We start from the raw sequence: 20,517 nt of genomic DNA, 5'->3' as shown, positions 1-20,517 counted from the left end.
ACAACGCTGCGACGGACGGGGGCCTGGGTGCGGATCCTGCTGGTGGAGGACGACCGCCGGGTGGCCGCCGCGCTCTCCTCCGCCCTCACCCGCCGTGGGTACGAGGTCGAGCACGCGGGCACCGTCGCCGCCGCGCTTTCCGCCGCCCCGTGCGACCTGGTGCTGCTCGACCTGACCCTGCCCGACGGGGACGGCACCGACCTGTGCCGGGAGCTGCGCCGCCGCAGCAGCCAGCTCGGCATCATCGCCGTGACCGCGCGGGGCGAGGAACGCGATCGGGTGCTGGGCCTGCGCCTCGGCGCGGACGACTACGTCGTCAAGCCGTTCTCGATGGTGGAGTTGCAGGCCCGGATCGAGGCGGTGCTGCGCCGGGCCGCGAACGCCCTGCCGGAGCGGCACCTCATCGAGGCCGGGTCGGTACGCATCGACGTGGCCGCGCGAACGGTGACGGTGGACGGCCGCGCGGTCGCGTTGACCCGCAAGGAGTTCGACGTGCTGCTCTCGCTGGCCCGCCAGCCCGGGGTGGCGGTGCCCCGCGATCGCATCCTGCTCGACGCCTGGGGCACCACCTGGGCTGACCGGCACACGGTCGAGGTGCACGTCGGGTCGCTGCGCGGCAAGCTCGGCGACGCCCGACTGGTGGAGACCGTACGCGGCGTCGGCTACCGGTTGCGCGACGCGTGAGGGGCTGACGTGCGCCGTCGACTGGTGATCAGCTATCTGCTGCTGATGGTGCTCGTCCTCATCGCGTTGGAGACCCCGCTGGCAGCCACCATGGCCAGCAGTGAAACCGAACGGATCCGCGCCGACCGGCTCGCCGACGCCACCCGGTTCGCCTCGTTGGCCGGGCCGGCGTTACGCGACGGCGGGCCGGGGGCGATCGAGTCGGAGCTGAACAGCTACGACAACCTGTACGCGATCGGCGCGGCAGTCGTCGACCGGGACCGGAGCACCTCGGTCTCCTCGCCGAGTTGGCAGCCAGGCCCGGGGACCACGGCGGTGCTGGACATCGCGCTGTCCGGGCAGCAGACCAGCGCCCCCGAGTCGGTCTGGCCCTGGACGACGGGCCCGGTCGTGGTGGCGGTGCCGATCAACGACGGTGGTGAGGTGCTGGGCGCGGTGGTGATCGTGACCCCTTCCGGCCCGATCCGCCGGGCGGTCATCTTCTGGTGGCTGCTGCTCGCCCTCGCTGGTCTGCTCGCCGTGCTGGCCTGCGTGCTCACCGCCTTCGGGCTGGCCGGTTGGGTGCTGCGCCCGGTCACCGAACTGGACGCGGTCACCCACGAGATCGCCGAGGGCGACCGGGGTGCCCGGGTGCAGCACCGCCTGGGCCCGCCGGAGCTACGCCGGCTCGCGGCCAGCTTCAACCACATGGCCGACGTGGTCTCCGACGTGATGGACCGGCAGCGTGCCTTCGTCGCGCACGCCAGCCATCAACTGCGCAACCCGCTCACCGCGCTGCGCCTGCGGGTGGAGGAGCTGGGCCCCAGCCTCAGCGACCCGGACGGCCGAGCCGAGCACCGGCTGGCACTGGAGGAGACCGACCGGCTGGCGTTGGTGCTCGACGCGCTGCTCACCCTCGCCCGGGCCGAACGGGAGGAGAACGAACGGATCACCGTGGACGCCGCGGCGGTGGCCGCGTCCCGGGTGGCCGCGTGGGCGCCACTGGCCCGGCACCGCTCGATCGCCTTGCGGCTGGCCACAACCGACGCCCCGGCGTACGCCCAGACTGTGCCGACCGCCGTCGACCAGGCGCTGGACGCGCTGATCGACAACGCGGTGAAGTTCAGCGGGGCCGGTGGGGCGGTGACGGTGACCGTGGCCCGCCGTGACAACGGCGTGGCCCTGGAGGTGCGCGACTCCGGCCCGGGCATGACCGAGAGTCAACTCGGCCAGGCGACCGAGCGGTTCTGGCGGGCGCCGGACGTGCAGAACGTGGACGGCGCGGGGCTCGGCCTGGCCATCGCCGCGGTGCTGGTGGACGCCTCCGACGGGCGGCTCACCATGCGCCCGGGGGAGTCCGGTGGGCTGATCGCCGCCCTGTGGTTCCCGGCGCCCGAGGCCGACCTGTCAGTGGAGCCCGTGGACGAGGAGTTGGCCGCCGACCTGCGGCCCACCCCGGCAGGGTGAAGGCGGGCCGTCAGGGTTTGGCCGCGCGGTACCAGGCGGCGGCCCCGGGGTGCAGCGACAGCGGCGCGGTGACGATCGCCGAGCGCGGGCTCATCCGCCCCGCCGCGGGATGCGCGGCGGCCAGCTCGGCCCGGCGTTCCATCAGCAGCCGGGTCACCTCCCGGACCAGCGGCTCCGGCAGGTTGGCCCGGACGATCAGATAGTTCGGGTTGGCCACCGTGGTCATCGCGTCGACCCCGTAGACCGAGCGGGGGATGTCCCGGGAGACGTAGACCTGGCCGTAGCGGGAGCGCAGCGGCTCGGTCCATTCGCTGAGGTCCACGATCCGGGTGGCGCTACGCCCGGCCAGCTCCTCGATGCCCCGCACCGGCAACCCGCCGGAGAAGAAGAACGCGTCGATCCGCCCGGAACGGAGCGCGGCCACCGAGACGTCCAGTCCGAGCCGCTCGCGGTGCACCTCGTCACCGCCGAGTTGGGCCACCTCCAGCAGCCGGGTCGCGGTGATCTCGGTGCCCGATCCGGGTGCGCCGACGGAGACTCGACGGCCCCGCAGGTCGGCGACCGTGCGAACCGCACCGCCGCCCGTGGTGACCAGGTGCAGTTGGTCGTCGTACACCCGGGCGATCGCGTCGACCGAGGGGCTTTCCGCCGTGGCGGCGGGCAGCACGTCGGCCTGGGTGAAGCCCAGCTCGGCCCCGCCGGAGCCGACCAGCTGGACGTTCTCCGCCGAGGCTGCGGTGATCACCACGCTGGCCCGCACCTTGGGCAGTTCCCGATTGAGGATGGCCGCCAGGGACTGCCCGAACGCGTAGTAGACGGCGGTGGGGCTGCCGGTGGCGATCCGGATCGACGTCGGCTCGACCGGGGCGTCCCGGCAGCCGGCGGCGGTCAGGATCGTGGTCAGCAGCACCGTCAACAGGGCAGCCGTCCCCGCGTGGTGGCGGCCAGGCCGGCTGGACGAGGTACGACTCACGCGGTGCACTGTGCGCCGTCGGACCGGTGCGCGCAAGCCCCTTCCGGTGGTGTGCGGCCTGATTACCGATCAGCACGCCGGACGACGTGTCGGCGTCACGACCACGCCGCGCGCCGGCTCCAGGGCCGCGCTGCTCAGGATCCGCTCCCGGTCCGGGCCATCAGCCACGCTGACCAGGAAGCAGCCGGTGCCCGGGCGGAGCCCGGCCGGCACGTCGAGCACGGCCGCGCCCCGAATCAGCACCGCGGCCAGCTCCCGGTCGGTGAGTCGTACGCCGAGGATGTGCCGGCGGACGTGCCGTCCGGCGGCCAGCAGCGCCGACCGCCAGGCCGCCGCCGCGAGCCGGGTCACCATCCGCCGGCGCGCTGGAGAGGCGCCGGGCAGCGGCCCGCCGAGCAGCTCGCGCCGCCCCTGCCACCAGCCCGCGTTCAACACCCGGGTGTACGCGCCCTGGTGCTCCTGGGGCACCCAGAGCCGGTGCAACTCGTAGCGGCGGCGCAGGCCGCCGACGGCCACCTCGTGGGTGACCGGGATGTCCAGGCGGGCGAGCAACTGCCGCATCCGCTGCGCGGCGTCCTGCCGGTTGAACTCCACCCCCGGCGAGCGCGCCGGGAGCGCCACGCTCGGCCGGGCGGCCGTCGGCGGCGGTGTGCAGCGCAGCAGGCAGGCGGCCTCGAACGCGTCGCCCAGCGTCAGCCAGTCCAGCGGGGGTGGCGATGCCGGGGAGCGGGGCCGGTCGAGCAGGGCGGGTTCGCGGGCCAACGGAGGCTCCCTTGTCGGAGTCTGGGTTCCCCTACCGTGGCCCCTGCGTCGCCGTTACGGAACTGGTCGCGCCCAGCCTTGAGCAAATCTTGCGGCTGCCCCGCCGCTACAGGTCGCTGACCACCAGATCCACCTGCCGCACCCGGCCGGGCGCGGTGGCCTGCTCCACGACGGTGTGCTTCAACTCCCGCAGCGTGCCGACCATTTCCGCGGCGGTGCGCGGCCGGGCCCCGGCGACGAGCAGGTCACGGACCAGACGCCCCTTGGTCGCCTTGTTGAAGTGGCTGACCACCGAGCGGACCGGCATGCCGTCAACCTCCCGCTCGTGCAGCACCCGCACGGTGACGGTCCGGTCGGCCAGCTCCCCGCGCGGCGTCCAGGTGGCCGCGTACGCGCCGGAGCGCAGGTCCAGCACGGGGCCCCTGCCGGCGGCGGCGTCCAACGCCAGCGCCAGCTCCTTGCGCCAGTACGCCGACAGCGCCCCGACGCCCGGCAGGCGAGCGCCGATCGGGCAGCGGTACGGGGGGATCCGGTCGGCCAGTCGGACCGCGCCCCACAGCCCGGAGCTGATCAGGATCGACCGTCGGGCCGCCCGCTGCGCCGCAGCCGGCAACGAGGTCAACTCCAGCGCCTCGTAGAGCACCCCGGTGTAGAGCCGCTCGGCGGGCGCGGTGGCCGCCTCCCGCAGCCGGGCGTTGCGGCGCAGGTCGCCCCGCTGGCCCTCGCTGAGCCCGAGCGCGGCCCGCGCCGCCGCCTCGTCCGGCCCGGCGCTCAGCGCCACCAGCGCGTCGAGCACCCGCTCGCGGGCCGGGTTCAGCTCCGGCAGCGAGACCTTGTCCGGGGTCCACCGCCGTCCGGTGCCGGCGTCGGCCTTTCCCTCCGAGGGCGGCAGCAGGATGAGCATCGGGTCTCCTCGACGGGCGGGACGGCGCCCCACGCGCCGGCCCGGCCAGCGTACGACCCGCCTCTACCGCCAGGGCCGCAGCGGGGTGTCGGGGTGGTACACGCGATAGCCGCCGACCTCCCGCACCGGCGCGGCGTCGGCCCGGTCGGCGAGCAGCGCGCGCAGCCGCCGATCCATCGGCGAGTCGACCTTCACCACGTAGCCCGGTCGCTCGGCCCGCCCGACCTGCCGCCAGTACGGCCGGTAGCGGTTCTGCCCGGGGGACAGGTCGCCGTCGAGCACCCCGCAGACCACCGTCTCGTCCGTGTTGAAGATCAACCGGTTGCAGGTCCAGTAGTCCCCGTACACCTCGTGGGGGCCGTTGGCGCGCAGCGCGGCGGCCAACTCCCGGGCCTGGCGCTCCTCGGTCCGCAACGCGGCGGTGCCGGTGGCCGCGAAGAGCACGGTGATCACCAGCGTGGTCGCGGTCAGTGCGGCCAGGACGGAGGTGGACAGCGCCCCGGCGAACCGGCCGAGTACGCCGACCGTGCCCCGCCAGCAGGCCACGGCCGCCACCCAGAGCGGCCAGAGCACCGCCGGCAGCGACAGTTGCAGCACCGACAGGTAACGGGCGTTCTCCAGTGGGTTGGTCGCGGCGAGCGGGCTGCGCACGTACGACAGCAGGGTCAGCGCCGCGCCGACGACCAGCGCGAGCTGCACCACCGGCCCGATCCGCTCGCCGCGCGGTGCTTTCGCGGCCCGGCGGTACGCGAGGACCGCGAGCACCGCGCCGGCCACCAGCAGCACCGGATACAACACGCCGAACCACTGTTGCCAGCGTCCGCAGCCGTCCACCGGGCAGAGCCCGTGCGCCAGCGGTACCCCCTCCAACAGGCCGCCGCGGAGCCGGTCGGACCAGGGCGGGGTTGGCCCGGCCTTGGTGCTGATCTCCCGGAACACCGACAGCGAGTCCGCACCGGGCGGGGCCCGCAGGTTGTCCCAGAGCATCGGCGCCACCCCGACGACGACCCCCGCCACCAGCAACAGGCCGGACCAGCCGAACAGCTCTCGCCGCAGCGCCCACACGAGGGTCAGCCCGGCCACCGCCAGGTACGGCAGGATCAGCCAGTCCGACCAGGCGGCGAGCCCGACGAGCAGGCCGAACAGGGCGACCGCGAGCCGTCGGCGGTGGATCGTCCCGGCGGCCAGCCCCACGGTGATCAGCAGCATCAGCAGCACCGCCGGCTTCACCTCGGGTCGGCCACCGACGACGGTGAGTTGGTCGCGCACCACCCGCTCGCCGCCGAGCGCGAGCAGGCCCACGACGAAGGTGGCGAACCAGGGTGTGCAGAGCCGGCGGGTCAGCCGGTGGATCAGATAGAGGAAGACCGCGTACAACGCGAGCATCGGCAGCCGCAGCACCGGCCAGCTCGGCCCGGCCACCGCCACCAGGGGAGCGGCCAGGTACGACTCCAGCATCCCCATGTAGTGCTGGCCGTAGAGGAAGACCGGGCGTTCCCGGCCCTGCCCGATGTGCAGCGCGGCGAGGCCGAACGTCGCCTCGTCGCTGTTCGACACCGGCACCGTGTACAGCGTCAGGACCAGTCGGTACCCGACTCCGGCAAGCCCGAACAGCAGCGCGACGAGCGCCGGCCGGTCGAGTCGTGGGCGCCATCGCCCACGGTGCTGCTCTGGATGTGACACGACCACGCCCCCGTCGTCGTCCCGACGGAGTGTTTCACGTTTGGTGGGGTGGTTGGGGTGGATCGGCTCAGCCGGGGCCGGCTCGCGTGGCCGTGGCTTCCGACGTGTGGCAGGGTTGGCGGGTGCCACCCACTCCCGCCGGCCAGCTGGCCGTTCCGAATCTGCACAGGGCTGCGCGGATCGAGGACGCCGTGCACGAGCTCGTCCAGCGCCGGCTGCGGCGCACCGGTTGGCGGGTCAACATCGTCGCGTACACCGGCTATGGCGCGCCGGGCTGGGTGCGGGTGATGTGCCGCGTGCTGCTGGGCCGCCCGGACACCCGCCAGCGGGGCCGGCTGGACAAGGTCCGCGGCTGGCGCAGCTTCACCACGCTGCCCAACAAACACGTCACCGTGACCATCGAGGCCGGCGGGGTACGACACGAGACGCAGGCCGACCGCAGCGGCTTCGTCGACACGCTGGTCGAGGCCGACCTGGCACCCGGGTGGGGCACGGTCCGGCTCAGCGTCCCGGACGCCGAGCCGGTCGACGCGCCGGTGCGCATCCTCGACCCGGACGTCAAGTTCGGCATCCTCTCCGACATCGACGACACGGTGATGGTGACCGCGCTGCCCCGGCCGCTGCTCGCCGCGTGGAACACGTTCGTGCTCGACGAGCACGCCCGCAACGCCGTTCCGGGTATGGCGGTGCTCTACGAGCGGCTGGTCACCGGGCACCCCGGCGCGCCGGTCTTCTACCTCTCCACCGGCGCGTGGAACGTGGCCCCCACCCTGACCCGCTTCCTGTCCCGGCACCTCTACCCGGCCGGGCCGCTGCTGCTCACCGACTGGGGCCCGACCGCCGACCGCTGGTTCCGAAGCGGAATGGAGCACAAGCGCGTCACCCTGGCCCGGCTGGCCAAGGAGTTCCCGGAGGTGCGGTGGCTGCTGGTCGGCGACGACGGGCAGCACGACCAGGAGATCTACCGGGAGTTCGCCGCCGCCCACCCGGAGAACGTCGCCGGGGTGGCGATCCGCCGGCTCTCCCCGACGCAGTCCGTGCTGGCCGGTAGCCTGCCCGCCCCGGCCGGTCGCCCGTCGTCCGGGCCGGTGGGCCAGAAGTGGTTGTCCGCCCCGGACGGCGCCGGCCTGTGGCAGCTGCTCCGCGAAGCCGGCCTGGTCTGATCTTCTGACATCCACCGGTGTCGACGTGACTCCATAGAGCCGAAGTCGTCGCCGACGCGGTGCGGATCACCCGGCTCTGAGCTGATCCCAGGAGGAGCGGATCAGCTCTCGCTCGGTGGCGGCGAGGTGGGCAGCCGTGGCGAGCCAGGCCCAGGCGTACCGGTCCGGGTCGGGATCGGTACGCCGACCGAACGCATCCCGCCCGCGCCGGTCGGACTCGTCGATGAGCGCGGCGGCCACCGTGGCGGCGGTCGTGAAGCCGGCGCGGCGCAGCGGACCGGTCCCCTCGCCGCGGGCCGCCTCGACGACGGCGCGGCGACCGCCGGAGACGGCCAACTCCACCAGCCGGCGAACCCGCCACAGCGGGGACTCCGCGACCGCATCGGCACCGACGGCGAGGACCGGTTCGGTCATCGCGGCCGGGTCACGCGGCGGTAGGTGACCGCCCTGGATCTCGTCGTAGCCGAGGTCCGCCCGGCCGTGCCAGTCCGCCGGCAGCCGGAGCGTCGTGGCGGCACCGGGCACCGGGCCGACCGCGAGCGGGCGCAGCGTGCTGGCTCGGTCCGGGTCCAGCCGGCCGACCACCCGGATCCGCAGGCCCGGCCGGGAGGCGAGCCGCCGCAGGTTGGCCACGTGGGCCAGCATTGGGTGGGAGCCGACCGGCGCCAGCCGGATCACCGGGCCGTCCGGCACCGGCGCCCGCTCCGGTCCGGTGTCGGTGGCGGGGGCCAGCTCCCGGGCCAGCACCTGGTCGCCGACGGCACCCACGACCATCAGGTCACCGCCGACCAGCGCGGTACCGGCCCGGATCGGGTCCTCCGGGTCGTCGGCGGCGAGTTGGGCGGTCACCACCTCCGCGAGTGGGCGGGCGAACAGTTCCGCCAGCGGTCCGGTGGCCCAGTCGGTCTCGGTGAGCGGGCTGGCGCGGACCCCCTTGCCGGCGCCGAGCCGGCCGTCCGGGGAAACCATGGTGCCGGTGATCCGCAGGCCGCCGCGGGCCAGCACCGCGTGGTTGACCGCTACAGCGCCCATCTCGGTGACCGCCCGGGCGCAGTCCCGTGCCCGCTTCGGGCCGCCCGGTTTCACGTCGCCGAAGGAGAGCCGGCGCCCGTCAGCGGCGACCAGGTGGGTGACCACCCCGGCGTATCCGTTCGCGCTGATCACCGGCTCCCGGCAGACGCCGTACACCTCCAGCGTTCCGTCCGGCTGGTAGGCCCGCCGCAGGATGCCGACCAGCGCCGGGTCGGGATCGCCGGCGGCCAGCCGGCCGACCACGTACAGCAGGTCGTGCAGCACCTCGACCAGCTCGGCCAGCCGGTGGCCGGCCTGTCGTTCCCGCTGGGCGCGCAGGCCACGGACCGTGCGCAGCGCGGCGCTCTCGGCTCGCGGCAGGCCGGCCAGCCGGGCACTGTGGGCGGCCCGCAGCAGTTCGGCCTGGGGAACCGCACCGGCGGCCGGCACGCCGGCCGCGAGCACTGCGGCGGCGGCCCGCCACAGCGCACCGGCGGCGGCCCGTTGCGCCTTCGTCGGTGCCGTGTGCTGGCCGGCACGACCGGCGGCCGATCTCTCGGTCCGCCCGGTTTTCGCGCCATTGCCGTCCGGAGCGGACGACGCCCCGGCGGACGCCGGGTCGGGACGGGTAACCGGATCGGCGACCGGGCAGGCGACCAGGACTGCGGTCCGGTGCAGACAGCGGGGTGCCAGCAGGCAGCTGCACCGCGCCTGGTGCCCTTCGGTCACCGCGCCCGTCGGCCCGGGCGTGAGGGTGACCAGGGCCTCGACGTCGCAGTCGACCGATACGCCGCCGTCGACCCGGCCGACCGGTACCCCGGCCAGCCGTTCGACGGCGGCGTCCAGCCGCTTGTGCAGCCGGGGTGGCAGGGCGGCCACCGCCGCAGCGGTGACCTCCGGCAGCACCGGCGGCAACAGGTCGATGGGTGTGCGGTCCGTCAACGTGATCCTCCGCGGATGCGATCGCCCACCCAGCGGGCGAGTTCGAGCGGGCTGAGAGCGGCGACCGGCATCCCGGCCGCGACGAGCTGCTCGGCCACCGGTACCGAATAGCAGGGCGCGCCTTTGTCGTTCAGCGCGGCGCAGCCGAGCAGATGCACACCGGAAGTGGCCAGGGTGCGGACCTCGCCGAGCAGCCCGGCCAGCGGGTAGCCCTCCTCGAAGTCGCTGACCACCGCGACGATGGTGCGGCTCGGCACGGTCACCAGCGAGCGGGCGTGGGCCAGCCCGGCGGCGATGTGCGTACCGCCGCCGACGCGCACCTCCAGCAGCAGCGACAGCGGGTCGTCGACCCGCTCGGTCAGGTCGACCACCTCGGTGGAGAAGGCGAGGAAGTGGGTGGACAGGGTCGGCACCCCGCCCAGCACGGCGGCCGTCAACGCCGACCACACCACCGACGCCTCCATCGAGCCGGACACGTCGACCACCAGCACCAGTCGCCAGTCGGCCTCCCTGCGGGTCCGGGCATTGAAGACCGGGCGTTCCGGCACCACGACCGTCCGGCCGTCGTCGAGCCGCTGGGTGTGCTGCAGGTTCGCCCGCAGCGTACGGGCGAGGTTGATCCGGCCGCCGGGACGGCGGGACGGACGCGGGTTGGTCAGCCCGGTCAGCGCCGGACGCACCTGGGTGGCCAACTGCTTGGTCAGTTCCTCGACCAGCCGCCGGACCAGTGGCCGGAGCTTGGCCAGGTGCCCCTCGGGCAGTCCGCCGGCCAGTGACAGCACCGAGGTCAGCAGCTCCATCGAGGGGCGTACCGCGGCCGGGTCGAGCTCGGTGAGCACGTCGGTACGGCCGTTCTCGGCAGCCCGGGCGATGACCTCCTCGCGTACCGAGGTGCCGAAGAGCGCCTCGAGTTCGTCGGCCCACTCGCGTGCGGTCGGGAAGGAGGCATCCTGGCCACCACCGCCAGCCCCCTGGCCGACGTTGGTGGCGCCCTCGCCCTGGCCCGCCCCGTACAGCTCGTCCAGGGCGCGGGCATAGCGGCGGGCGCCGGCCGGCAACCGGTCGGGTTGGCGGCCGAGCAGCAGCCGCCACCGGTCGGTGGGGGTGAGCTGGGCGGCCGGCGAGTCCGGGCCGGGTTCGGTGCCGGCGGAGTCGCTCGGCGCGTCCGGGCCGGTCTCGGCGTCGGCGGAGCCGCTCGGCGTGCCCGGGATCGGTATGCGGCGGGCGATCAGGGCGGCCCGACCGGCAAGGTCGGCGGCGGTCCAGCGGGCCAGCATCTCGGGCGGGACGGACAGTGCCAGATCGAGCCGATCGCCGAGCCGGTCGGCGACGGCGTGCAGCAGACGGTCCCGGGCCGCCGGGGTGAGCACGTCGAACCCGCCCCGCAGCGCCGGCAGCCGGTCCAGGAACTCGGTGTCGGTGAGCCGCTCGATCCGCTCCAGCAGCGGGTCCAGCGCGGCCGGGGCAGACTGCAGCAGCGGATGCGCCGCAGTGAGCAGACCCCCGAGAAGCCGGTGCAGCTGCCGACGGGTGTCCGGTCCGGTCGCCGCGTCTATCCAGCCGGCCACCCGGGTGCCCAGGACCTCCAGGTCGGTCAGGTCGAGCAGCACCCGGGCGGCCAGGGCGGCGCCCTGGATCAGCGGCGAACCGGCCCGGGTCAGGTGGCCGAGGGCCTCGTCCAGGCGCAGGCCGATCCGATCCTCGCCGGCGCGGACCGCGAGGTCGACCAGGGCGGTGGCGTCGGCGGTGGCGTCGCTGCCGGCCAGGCCCGGCAGCCCGCGGACCGCCGCGTCCAGCAGCATGACGGCCAGCTCGGCAGCCCGGGCCCGGCCGTCGGCGGTGGTGCCGGGCAGATGCTCGCGGCGCAGGGCCTCCAGCAGGTCCAGGGCGTCCAGCAGCTCGGGCAGCGTGCCGGTGCCGGGCAGCACCACGGTGGCCAGCTCGAGTCGGTCGGTGACCAGCTCGGGCAGGTCGCAACGGGCGGCGTCGCGCAGCCCGGTGAGCAACTGCGCGGCGGTGGGGCCGCCGTCGGCGGCCTCCCGGCGGAACCGGTCCCGCAGGGTGCCGGTCGCGGCCAGCGCCGCGGTCACCCCGCGTACGCCGACCAGGTCCAGTCGGGCCGCCACGGACGGCGTCCAGGCCAGTTGCCAACGGGTGGTCAGGGCAGCGCCGTCGCCGGTGCCGGAGACCGGGATCGGCTCGCCGTAGCCGACGCCGCAGATCTGCAGGCGCTGCAGCAGTATCTCTCGCCGCCCGTCCAGCTCGGTGCGCAGCGAATCCAGCCGGACCTCGCGGGACTTCGGGCTGTCCGGGTTCGGCAGCCGCAGCGCGGTGAGTTCCGCCTCGACGGCGGGACCGAGGCCGGACCGCGGCGTACCGGGGGCGATCCGGCCGCGCTCGGCGCCGACCAGCACAATCTCCAGCGCCTTGGCCAGCGCTCGGCCGCGGCCGAGCAGTTCACCCTGGCCGAGCACGGTGGTCACCGCCTCCAGCACCTCGCCCCGGCCGGGGGCGGGCAGGTTCCGCAGCCGGGCCAGGTCGCCGGCCAGCCGTACCGTCTCGGCGGCCTCGCCGGTACCGGCGGTGTGACCGGCCGAGCGGAGTTCCCGGCACAGGTCGGTGACCGCCCGGGCGGCGGCGGCCCAGATCTGTTCCGGGTCGCCGGCAGCGGTGAAGACGGACTGCTGCCAGCGCGGGTCACGGATCCCGGCCGGGTAGCCGGAGCGGGAGTCGAGCAGATCGAACGCGTACGGCACCAGCGAGGTGATCGCCGTGCCGTCGCCCTGGGTGGCTGGCGCGGGCCGGGTCGTCACGGACCGGACCGGACCGGCCTGGGTGGCGCCGCCGGCCGTGCTGGCCGTCGGGGCGGGGCCAGCGTCGGTCGACGGGGTGGCGAGCAGGGCCGGGGCGTGGAAGGCGCCGATGACGGCGGCGACCCGCCGGCCGTCCGCGCCGGCCTCGGCCAGCACCTGGCGCATGTGTCGCTCGCGGGCCAGGTCCCGGGCCGGTATGCCGTCGCCGCTGGCGCTGTCGGTACGCATCGCCCAGCCGACGCCGAGGGCGGCCCGACGGACCGCCTCCGGTGGGCAGCCCGGCGCGCGCACCTCGACCACCCGGTCCCACAGGTCGTCGCCGTCGCGGCCGGTGCCGCTGGCGCTGAGGGCAGCGGCGTAGTCGGACCGGCGCGGGCCGCGCACCGGCTCGCCGGCGTCCGGGTCGATGGTGTCGGCGCTCCAGCCGGGGTCGGTCAGCGGCAGGTCGCAGCAGACCACCTCGACGCCACGCTGTTGGGCCCAGCGGATCGCGGCCAGCTCAGGGGAGAAGTCGGCGAACGGGTAGAAGCCCGTCGGTCCGTCCTCGCCGTGGCTGCCGACCAGGGCCAGCGGGGCCCGGGCGGCCGGGTCGGAAAGGTACGGCAGCCAGCGCTGGAAGTCGGCCGGCAGCTCGACACAGACCACCTCGGCCGCGGCGGCGTCCAGCAGCGCCGGGAGCACCGCCGCCAGAGCCGGGCTGTGATGCCGCACCCCGATCAGGTACGGCCGGACGCAACCGGCGAGCGCGTCGACCACGGCTCGTGGGTCGGCCGACGTCGAATAGACCGTCGACGGGCCGGCCGCCACCGGGTCGACGGTCGGCGGAGCCACACCGGGCGACGTGCGGGATACGGTCGTCACCGCAGGTTCTCCCGCAGATCCCAGAGCCGGCGCCACATCGCCGAGCCGTCCTCGGCGCGGCGGCGGACCGGGCCGTCCCAGTAGCCGAGCAGCCGGGCGTGGTCGTTCTGGTCGTCCTTGCGGACCACGCCGAGCAGGTGCCCGGGGACCAGGTCGAGCGCGTCCCCGCCGGGCAGGTAGGCGGCGGCCAACCCGAGCGACGCCGCCACCTGCACCGCCTCGGCGGTGGACATCACCGTGCCGGGCCGTTCCACGTCCCAGCCCTCGCCCGACCGGCCGGAACGCAGGTCGCGGAACACGGTGACCAGGGCGTCCAGCACCGCGTCGTCCACGGTGTACGCCGCGCCGGCGCGCTGCACGGCGGCGGTGGCCTGCCGGCGTACCAGGTCGGTTTCGGTGTCCACGTCAGAGATCGGGTGAATGGTCTCGAAGTTGAACCGGCGCTTGAGGGCCGAGGACATCTCCGACACGCCCCGGTCCCGCAGGTTGGCGGTGGCGATCACGGTGAAGCCGGGTGCCGCGCGGATCAGGCCGTCCTCGGAGCCGCTCAGCTCCGGCACGTTCATCCGCCGGTCGGACAGGAGGGACACCAGCGCGTCCTGCACCTCGGGCAGGCAGCGGGTGATCTCCTCGATCCGGACGACCCGGCCGGTACGCATCGCGGTCAGCACCGGCGAGTCGACCAGCGCCTGCGGGGTCGGGCCCTGGGCGAGCAGCAGGGCGTAGTTCCAGCCGTACCGGAAGGCGTCCTCGGTGGTGCCGGCGGTGCCCTGCACGGTCAGCGCGCTGGTGCCGCAGACCGCGGCGGCCAGCAGCTCGGACAGCATGGACTTGGCGGTACCGGGCTCGCCGACCAGCAGCAGGCCCCGCTCGCCGGCGAGAGTGACCACGCACCGCTCGACCAGGCTCCGCTCACCGACGAACTTCGCCGGGATGGTCATGCTGGCCGGCAGGTCGGTGTCGGCCGGGCCGGTGCGCCGGTCGGCGGGCAGCTTCAGCGCCTCGCCGTCGCTGCCCCGGATGAAGGTGACCACAGCGCGCGGGGTCAACGCCCAGCCCGGCGGCCGGGCCCCGTCGTCGTAGGCGGCCAGGAAGGCCAACTCGTCGGCGTACCGCTGTTCGGCGGAGAGGACCTGGGCGGCGGTCTCCGGCACAACGGTGGGGCGGACGTGTTCCGTCACGGTCACTGATGTTCCTCGATCTCTCTCTGGTTCGGGCGAGGGTCAGCGGCGGGTGCCGCGGGTGGGCAGGTTGTCGAATCGGGGCCGGTCGCCGTCGCGGAGGCGTTGCCAGGCCCGCCGGTAGAGGTCGGCGGCGGGCTCGAACGGGACGGTCACGCCGAGCCCGGCCGTACCGTCTGGTGCGAGGCCGAACAGGGTGGTCTTCCAGCCCTCGATCGGTTTCTGCCCGCGACCGCGCTCCAGCCACGGGCCGGGCAGGAACAGCGACCGGCCGGCCCGGGACCGGCTGGCCTCGACGACCAGTTCGGTGCCGGCCAGTTCGGCGCGAGCCGCCTTCAGCCGAGCCGGCTTCCAGCCGGTCCACTTCGTCGTGTCGCGGTCGGTCGGGTCCGGCATGGCCAGCAGCATCAGGTACACCGCCGCCGCGTCAGCGCCCAGGCCGTGTTCCCCGGCTGCCTCGGCGACCAGGTCGGGCACCGAACGGGTCGGATCCTGCGGCCACCAGATCCCGTCCGCCGCCCGCGCGCCGCCGCCCGGCTCCCCCGAATCGCCGAGCAGCGCCGCGAAGCGTGGGTCGCGGACCAGCCGCAGCGCCACCTCCATCGGGTACGGCTTGGTGGCGTCTGCCCGCAGCGCCGGCAGGTACGGGTCCGTCCCGTCGACGTCGAGCAGGTCCGGCCGTAGCGCGGGCGAGGGCTGGGTGTCGGCGGTGGCCAGGACGATGGCGCCGTAGCGTTCCCAGCCCGGGCCGGTCGCCGACGGGGTGCCGGCCACCTGGCGGAACGCGGGCAGGGAGGCGTACTGGTTGAGGTCGAGCAGCAGATCCGGGTTGGCCAGCCGACCCCGGATCAGAGCCAGCGCGGCCGGCAGTGTGGCCCGGTACGGATCGCCGGCCGGCGTGTGGTGGGCGACCCAGGCGGCCAGGGTGACCGCGGAGCACAGCACCTCGCCGGTGAAACCCGTTCGCTGGCCGTCAACCGGCTGGGCCCGATCGCCCTTGATCTCGAAAACCAGGTCGGTGTTCAGCTCGGCCGAGCGGGCGGGGTCGAGCAGCGCCGGCAACGCCTTCGTGGGCGCCCAGTCGGTGCCGACCGAGCGCATCGCGTCGATGAGGAGCTGTTCGGGCACCACCGACCGGCGTCCCACGGCGGCGTTCCAGACCCTCGCGGCGGCGGCCACGTCCACACCGTCGGTCCACAGCCGGGCCGGGTCGTCCGGTAGCAGCGCCGAGACCGCGGCCAGCCGGGCCGCCGGGCTTGACTCGTACAGCAACTCGTAGGCCAGGTTGACCTCGCGGGCCTGCTTGATTCCGAGTGTCTTGAGCAACTCGGGCGTGGCGGTGTCCATCGAGTTCCCGTACAGCAAACCGGCCAGCACCAGCTTCCCGGCGGTGGGGGTGACGCCGGTCAGCTCGGCGAACTGCTCGGCCGCTTCCGGCCGCCAGGGCAGTGTGCCGCGCGCGGCCCACTCGGTGAGGAAACCGGTCAGCCAGCCGGCCGGCCGTTCGTCACCGACCGGTGCCGAGGACCGCACCGTGTACGGCTCGGGCACGGCGAACACGCCGGCCGGGTCGTGGTACAGCGCGTCGAGGAGGTAACCGCCGGCGGTGCCGGAGTGGTGGAGCACGGCGATGAACGCCCCGTCGGGCAACGGCAGGATGCCCGGCCGGGGGTATCGGCGTGCGCCGTCGAGGCCGGTGAGGTCGTCGTCCCGCAGGTACAGCGAGAATCGACGCCAGCGGGCTGGTTCGGCCGCCGCGCTCACGTCGAGCCGGTCCAGCTCGATGAGCAGGGCGCGTAGCGTCTCCCGGTGTTCGTCCGGGGTGACGGCCGCGACTGCCCGGTAGGCGACGGCGGTGACAGCGCCGAGCACGTCCCACCAGTTCAGAGCAACCGGCAGCGACGGCCCGTCGAGGTGCAGCCGTACGGCGGCTTCGCTCCCGGTGGCGGCGGATCGCTGGGCGGCGATCACCTGGAGCTGGGTGAAGGCGTGGGTCGAGCTGCTGGCCCTGGCGGCCGAGTGCAGACCGTTGAGCGCCAGCTTGAGCTGCTCGTCGGTCGGCCCGATCGCGGTGGCCGCCGGTGCCACCGCCTTCGGGGCGGACAGCGACTGGGAGAGCCGCTCGCCTACCGCCTCCAGGTCGGTGCGCACCTGGGCGGCCAGCCGCAGCACGCCGGCCACCCCGGCCAGCAGCGCGTCATGGCTGATTGTCGGCAACGTCGAGCGGACCAGTTCGACCAACGCGTCCGTGCTGTCGGCGGTGGCGGATGCGTCGGCCGGTGGGCGGACCACGGACCCCGGGAGGGCGATGGGAAGGCCGGTGATGGCCTGCGTGGCCGCGGTCAACCCGGATCGGGTCGCCGCCCGGGCTGCGGCCCGTGCGGCCGCTTCGGCCATGGCGGTGCGGCGTTCGTCGAGGGCAGCCGCGAAGAGCGTGGCGGCGATGTCCTGGTCCACCCGGCGCAGGGCCGCGGAGCCGGCCGGATCCCGGTGCAGCATGTTGCCGAGGAACTCCCGCCTCGGCAGCGGGGCCACCCTGGCGGTGTAGGGCCGGCCGGACGACGTTCCGGCGGTGGCTGACACCACACCGTCCGGGTCGACCACGACGAAACCCTCGAGGACGGCCCGTGGCCGGTCGTCGCCGGGCAGCGTCAGCGCCGCGATCGGTTCCTGTCCCGAGGCCACGGTGACGGTACGGCCAGCCAGGTCCTCGCCGCGCACCGTGCCGTCCGGCAGGGTGACCACCCGCCAGCCGAGTAGACCGTCCACCGGAGCGGCGGCCGGGGTGACCCGCTCGGACAGGGCCGGCCGCAGCCAGCTGGCCGACTCCTGGAGGCGGCTTCCGCTCACCGGCAGCTCGGCCAGGAACCGGGGCAGGCTGCGCCGGCCATGGGCGTTGCTGGCCGGGTCGTACTCGCGCCAGCCGTGGTCGCTGTTCTCGTCGTCGGAGCGGTAGACCCAGTGGGAGGTGCCGTCGGTGATGACCGGCAGCTCCATCGGGACAGCGGTGTCACGGGGGTGCAGCACGCCGTCGCCGGTGGTCCGCCCGCCGCCAGCCAGCGGCAGGGTGATCTCGTTCCGGTGCCCCTCGCCGCGAAGAGTGCCGGTGATGGCCTGCAGCTCGTCGGGTGACGAGTGCCAGTAGCCGCGCAGATCGTAGTTGAACGACTGGGAATGCCAGAAGACCAGCAGTTGGCCGTCGACGTAGTGGTAACCGGGCTGACGCCACATGTCGCCGGCCGGGATGCGCAGGTCGTGGCGGAGCACGATGCCCTCGGCGCCGAGCACGCGCACCGTGGTCGGCCCGCCCATGATCACGTACGGCCAGGCGTCCTGCTGGGTCACCTCGACCCGGCTGTCGCCGCCGGTCACCTCCTGCCAGGCCTGCTCCCAGTCCGGCCAGCCCAGCTCGTCGAGGAGGCCGCCGCGCAGGCTGCGGGCGACGTGCCCGGCGAGGTCGACGTCGAGGGCCTGCCTGAGTTCGCCGCCCGCAGCCTGCGCGGCGGGCCCGTCGAGGTCGTCGAGGACCAGGCGCAACGCCTCGACCGGAAGGTTGCCCAGCCACTTCACCGCCTTCGGAAGGTAGGGCAGCCCGGTGGTGAAACGGTCGCGGATCCGGGCCCGCAGCCAGTCGGCCAGCAACGGCCGGACGCCCGACGTCCCGGCCAGCCGGCGCTGGGCCTGCTGCTGGTTGTCGACCTGGTCGAGGCCTCGGCGCAGAGCCCCGGTGAACCGGTCGTCGCCGGCCAGGGCGAGCAGCTCCCGCTCCCCCTTCGCATTCACCCAACGCGCCAGGTCCAGGGTGTCGCGTTCCTTCGGCGGTGCCACCGGCAGATCGAGGGCGAGCAGCAGGTCGAGCAGGTCCAGGTCGCCGGTCACGGCGAGGGCCTCGCCGCTGTCGGCCAGCTCGGCGCACAGCCGGGCGGCCATCCGCTCGACGAGTGGGTACAGCTCCCGCACTGGCTGGTGGCGGTCCAGATTGGCGCGACTCACGAAGCGGCGCAGCCAGCCGGCGGAGCCGTCCTGCGGACGGGCCGCGTCCGGCACCTCCGCGTCGGAGAGTCCGGCGAGCGCACCGCTGTCGGCCAACAAGGCCAGCCACATCACCAGGTTGTTCCGGTCGGCGGGCATCAGATCGAGCAGGCTGCCACGGATCGCCGGGTCGCGGCCGGCCAGCGCCGTCACCGCAGGCAGGTGCGCCTTCCACCAGCCGGCCGGCGCCTCGGCGGCCACCGGCAGCCGCAGCAGCTCGGCCAGGTAGGCCGCCTCGCGGTCGGCGACGGCGGCCGCGCCAGCGGCCTTGGTGGCGGCCCGGACCAGCCGCTGCACCGCGTTGGCCGACTGCGCGGAGGGCACCACGCCGGCGGCCGCTGCCCGCAGCGCCAGCCGGCAGAACCGCTCCAGCGCCTCGTCGGCCGGCAACTGGGCGGACAGCTCCTTCGCGTGGCCGGCCAGCGCGGTCGCGGAGACCACCTTGGCCGCCGCGAACTCCACGTAGACCTCGTCCAGCCGGTTCAGGTCGACCGGCAGGCCGTGCTGCGCCTCCGCCTTGCGCGCCTTGTTGAACAACTGCGTCGCGTAGGTGTCCTGCCCGGCGGCCAGGAACACCCGCGCCGCCTGCTCGAAGAACGTCGGCAGGAAGTGCGGCAGCGTGCGGGCGAGGCGGTCCGCGACGCTCTGGTGCCCGTCCAGGGCGGCCTTCGGCTGCGACCGGACCTGCTTGGCCAGCTTCTGCAGCTCCGGCACCACCGCCAATGCGTGTCGGCCATCCGTTGGGTGGTGCACCAGCACCCACTCCGGGAAGGCCAGTGGGCGGCGCTGGCCCAGCCCGACGACGGCCGGCTCGGCGCCCGGCGTCAGACCGAGGAACCCGACGGCCATGTCCTCGCCCTCACCGAGGGCCGCGTCGACCAGGCGGACCACCGGCCGGTCGTCGAGGGCCGGGTGCCGGTAGGTGCGGGCGGTGAGGGGCACCGCCCGGTCGCCGACGCCGGCGGTGCCGGTCGGCAGCACCGCGCCGGCGGCCAGCAGGCTCTCCGCCAATTCCTCGTCCGACCTGGTCGTCATCCCGGTCACGCCTTTTCCCTCGTTCGGGTCAGGGCGCCGGACAGGGCCGTCGCCATCCGTATTCCTTCCGACCAGGCCACCGGCCCGACCTCGGTCAACCGCAGCGTCGGCCCGTCCACGACCGACCAGGAGAGGCTGCCGAGGGTCGCCTCGGAGTCCCAGTAGGCCTCGTCGAACCACATGGCGGCCTCGACCGTGCGGCCGGCCTCCCAGACCCGGCACGTGACCTGGGAGCCGGAGACCCGGAAGCCGAGCGTGGCGGCCCGGACGGCCAGCCGGTTGGGGACCGTGGTGCCGTGGAAGTCGTTGATCGTGGTGTCCCGGTCCTTCAGGTTGGCCGGCCTGCTCCAGGTGCCCCGGTGCAATTGCTCGACCCGCTGGGTGACGTCCAGTTCGTCGGCGAACTCGCGCAGGTCCGTCAGATCGGGCACGCGCACCGGGTGGGGCAGCGTGGCGCTGGCCGGCGAGAGCCGGACGGTGTCCCCGTCGAGGTTGACCACCCGCAGGTCACCGGTGTCGGTGACGTCCCGCAGGAAGCCCGGCTCGGCCGGGTCGTCCCCGAGCACCACGAGGTCGCGCAGCGCGCCCTGCCAGGCCGGGTCCGGCCAGACCCGGGCCAGCAGCCCGGTCGGCACCGGCAGCGAGGACACCACCCAGGCGTCGACCCGCGCCAGGCATTCGGCGGTGTGCCGATCCAGCCACTGGCCGAGCTGGCGCAACCGGTCCACCTCGGGGTCGTCGCGCAGCGCCTTCGGCAGTGTCTTCAGTGGACGACCGCTGGCCCGTGAGCCGGTGGATCGGGCCGCCACCTTCCCGTCGACAAAAGAGATCTCATAGGAGTCTCCGACCGCTAGCCAGCCCATCAGGATCACCCTCCACAGTGGTAGGCCGGCCCGATTTCATGGCGAGTTGGCCGAGACTGATCAACGAGGGGGGACGCTAACAGCAGTGACCGACACGACAGGAACCCGTTGGCCGGGTGGCGGTGGGGGACCGGGGCCGAGCGGCGGGACGACAAGGACCGGAC

Annotated in this window: 12 protein-coding genes; 3 read left to right on the top strand and 9 right to left on the bottom strand. The window is 74.5% G+C overall.

Annotated features, from left to right (window positions below; genetic code table 11):
- Positions 1-27: 27 nt before the first annotated feature.
- Together ABZS37_RS06670 and ABZS37_RS06665 are read left to right on the top strand one after the other, a co-directional pair.
- A complete protein-coding gene (locus tag ABZS37_RS06670) occupies positions 28-684 on the top strand; it encodes a response regulator transcription factor (protein ID WP_355166220.1) in 657 nt (218 codons plus the stop codon).
- A gap of 9 nt (positions 685-693) precedes the next feature.
- Positions 694-2,130 (top strand): HAMP domain-containing sensor histidine kinase, encoded by a 1,437-nt coding sequence (locus tag ABZS37_RS06665; protein ID WP_355166218.1) that lies wholly within the window; start codon positions 694-696, stop codon positions 2,128-2,130.
- Positions 2,131-2,140: 10 nt separating this feature from the next.
- Here the strand turns inward: ABZS37_RS06665 and ABZS37_RS06660 are convergent, their stop codons facing one another.
- The 4 genes from ABZS37_RS06660 to ABZS37_RS06645 form a co-directional block, all read right to left on the bottom strand.
- Positions 2,141-3,112, bottom strand: a complete 972-nt coding sequence (locus ABZS37_RS06660) for a TAXI family TRAP transporter solute-binding subunit (RefSeq protein WP_355166216.1) — start codon at positions 3,110-3,112, stop codon at positions 2,141-2,143.
- 60 nt (positions 3,113-3,172) lie between these two features.
- Positions 3,173-3,865, bottom strand: coding sequence for a hypothetical protein (locus tag ABZS37_RS06655; RefSeq protein ID WP_355166214.1), 693 nt, complete (start codon positions 3,863-3,865; stop codon positions 3,173-3,175).
- Positions 3,866-3,971: 106 nt separating this feature from the next.
- Positions 3,972-4,769, bottom strand: coding sequence for a peroxide stress protein YaaA (gene yaaA, locus ABZS37_RS06650; protein ID WP_355166212.1), 798 nt, complete (start codon positions 4,767-4,769; stop codon positions 3,972-3,974).
- 63 nt (positions 4,770-4,832) lie between these two features.
- Positions 4,833-6,458, bottom strand: a complete 1,626-nt coding sequence (locus ABZS37_RS06645) for a hypothetical protein (RefSeq protein ID WP_355166210.1) — start codon at positions 6,456-6,458, stop codon at positions 4,833-4,835.
- Positions 6,459-6,574: 116 nt separating this feature from the next.
- Here ABZS37_RS06645 and ABZS37_RS06640 point away from each other — a divergent pair, with 116 nt between their 5' ends.
- A complete protein-coding gene (locus ABZS37_RS06640; RefSeq protein ID WP_355166208.1) occupies positions 6,575-7,615 on the top strand; it encodes a phosphatase domain-containing protein in 1,041 nt (346 codons plus the stop codon).
- A gap of 66 nt (positions 7,616-7,681) precedes the next feature.
- Here ABZS37_RS06640 and ABZS37_RS06635 read toward each other — a convergent pair whose 3' ends face one another.
- The 5 genes from ABZS37_RS06635 to ABZS37_RS06615 are packed head-to-tail and all read right to left on the bottom strand — an operon-like array spanning position 7,682 to position 20,353.
- Entirely contained in the window at positions 7,682-9,568 is a 1,887-nt protein-coding gene (locus ABZS37_RS06635) for a hypothetical protein (RefSeq protein ID WP_355166203.1), read from the bottom strand.
- Positions 9,565-13,242, bottom strand: coding sequence for a DUF5682 family protein (locus tag ABZS37_RS06630; protein ID WP_355166201.1), 3,678 nt, complete (start codon positions 13,240-13,242; stop codon positions 9,565-9,567). The genes ABZS37_RS06635 and ABZS37_RS06630 overlap by 4 nt, the downstream gene beginning before the upstream one ends.
- Complete coding sequence (locus ABZS37_RS06625) at positions 13,239-14,429, bottom strand: AAA family ATPase (protein WP_355166199.1); 1,191 nt, start codon at positions 14,427-14,429, stop codon at positions 13,239-13,241. Before ABZS37_RS06625 ends, ABZS37_RS06630 begins: the two co-directional genes overlap by 4 nt.
- A gap of 36 nt (positions 14,430-14,465) precedes the next feature.
- Entirely contained in the window at positions 14,466-19,490 is a 5,025-nt protein-coding gene (locus tag ABZS37_RS06620; RefSeq protein ID WP_355166197.1) for a hypothetical protein, read from the bottom strand.
- Between the two features lie 5 nt (positions 19,491-19,495).
- Positions 19,496-20,353 (bottom strand): DUF4132 domain-containing protein, encoded by an 858-nt coding sequence (locus ABZS37_RS06615; RefSeq protein ID WP_355166195.1) that lies wholly within the window; start codon positions 20,351-20,353, stop codon positions 19,496-19,498.
- Positions 20,354-20,517: the final 164 nt, after the last annotated feature.

It is taken from the genome of Micromonospora sp. NPDC005413 (assembly GCF_040606435.1).
Classification (GTDB): domain Bacteria; phylum Actinomycetota; class Actinomycetes; order Mycobacteriales; family Micromonosporaceae; genus Micromonospora.
This window is presented reverse-complemented; position numbering and strand designations above follow the sequence as displayed.

What these genes read in the sequence shown, in the direction of transcription:
- yaaA (WP_355166212.1), bottom strand. Translation starts at nt 4,769, where the DNA reads ATGCTCATCCTGCTGCCGCCCTCGGAGGGAAAGGCCGACGCCGGCACC.
- ABZS37_RS06620 (WP_355166197.1), bottom strand. Translation starts at nt 19,490, where the DNA reads ATGACGACCAGGTCGGACGAGGAATTGGCGGAGAGCCTGCTGGCCGCC.
- ABZS37_RS06615 (WP_355166195.1), bottom strand. Translation starts at nt 20,353, where the DNA reads ATGGGCTGGCTAGCGGTCGGAGACTCCTATGAGATCTCTTTTGTCGAC.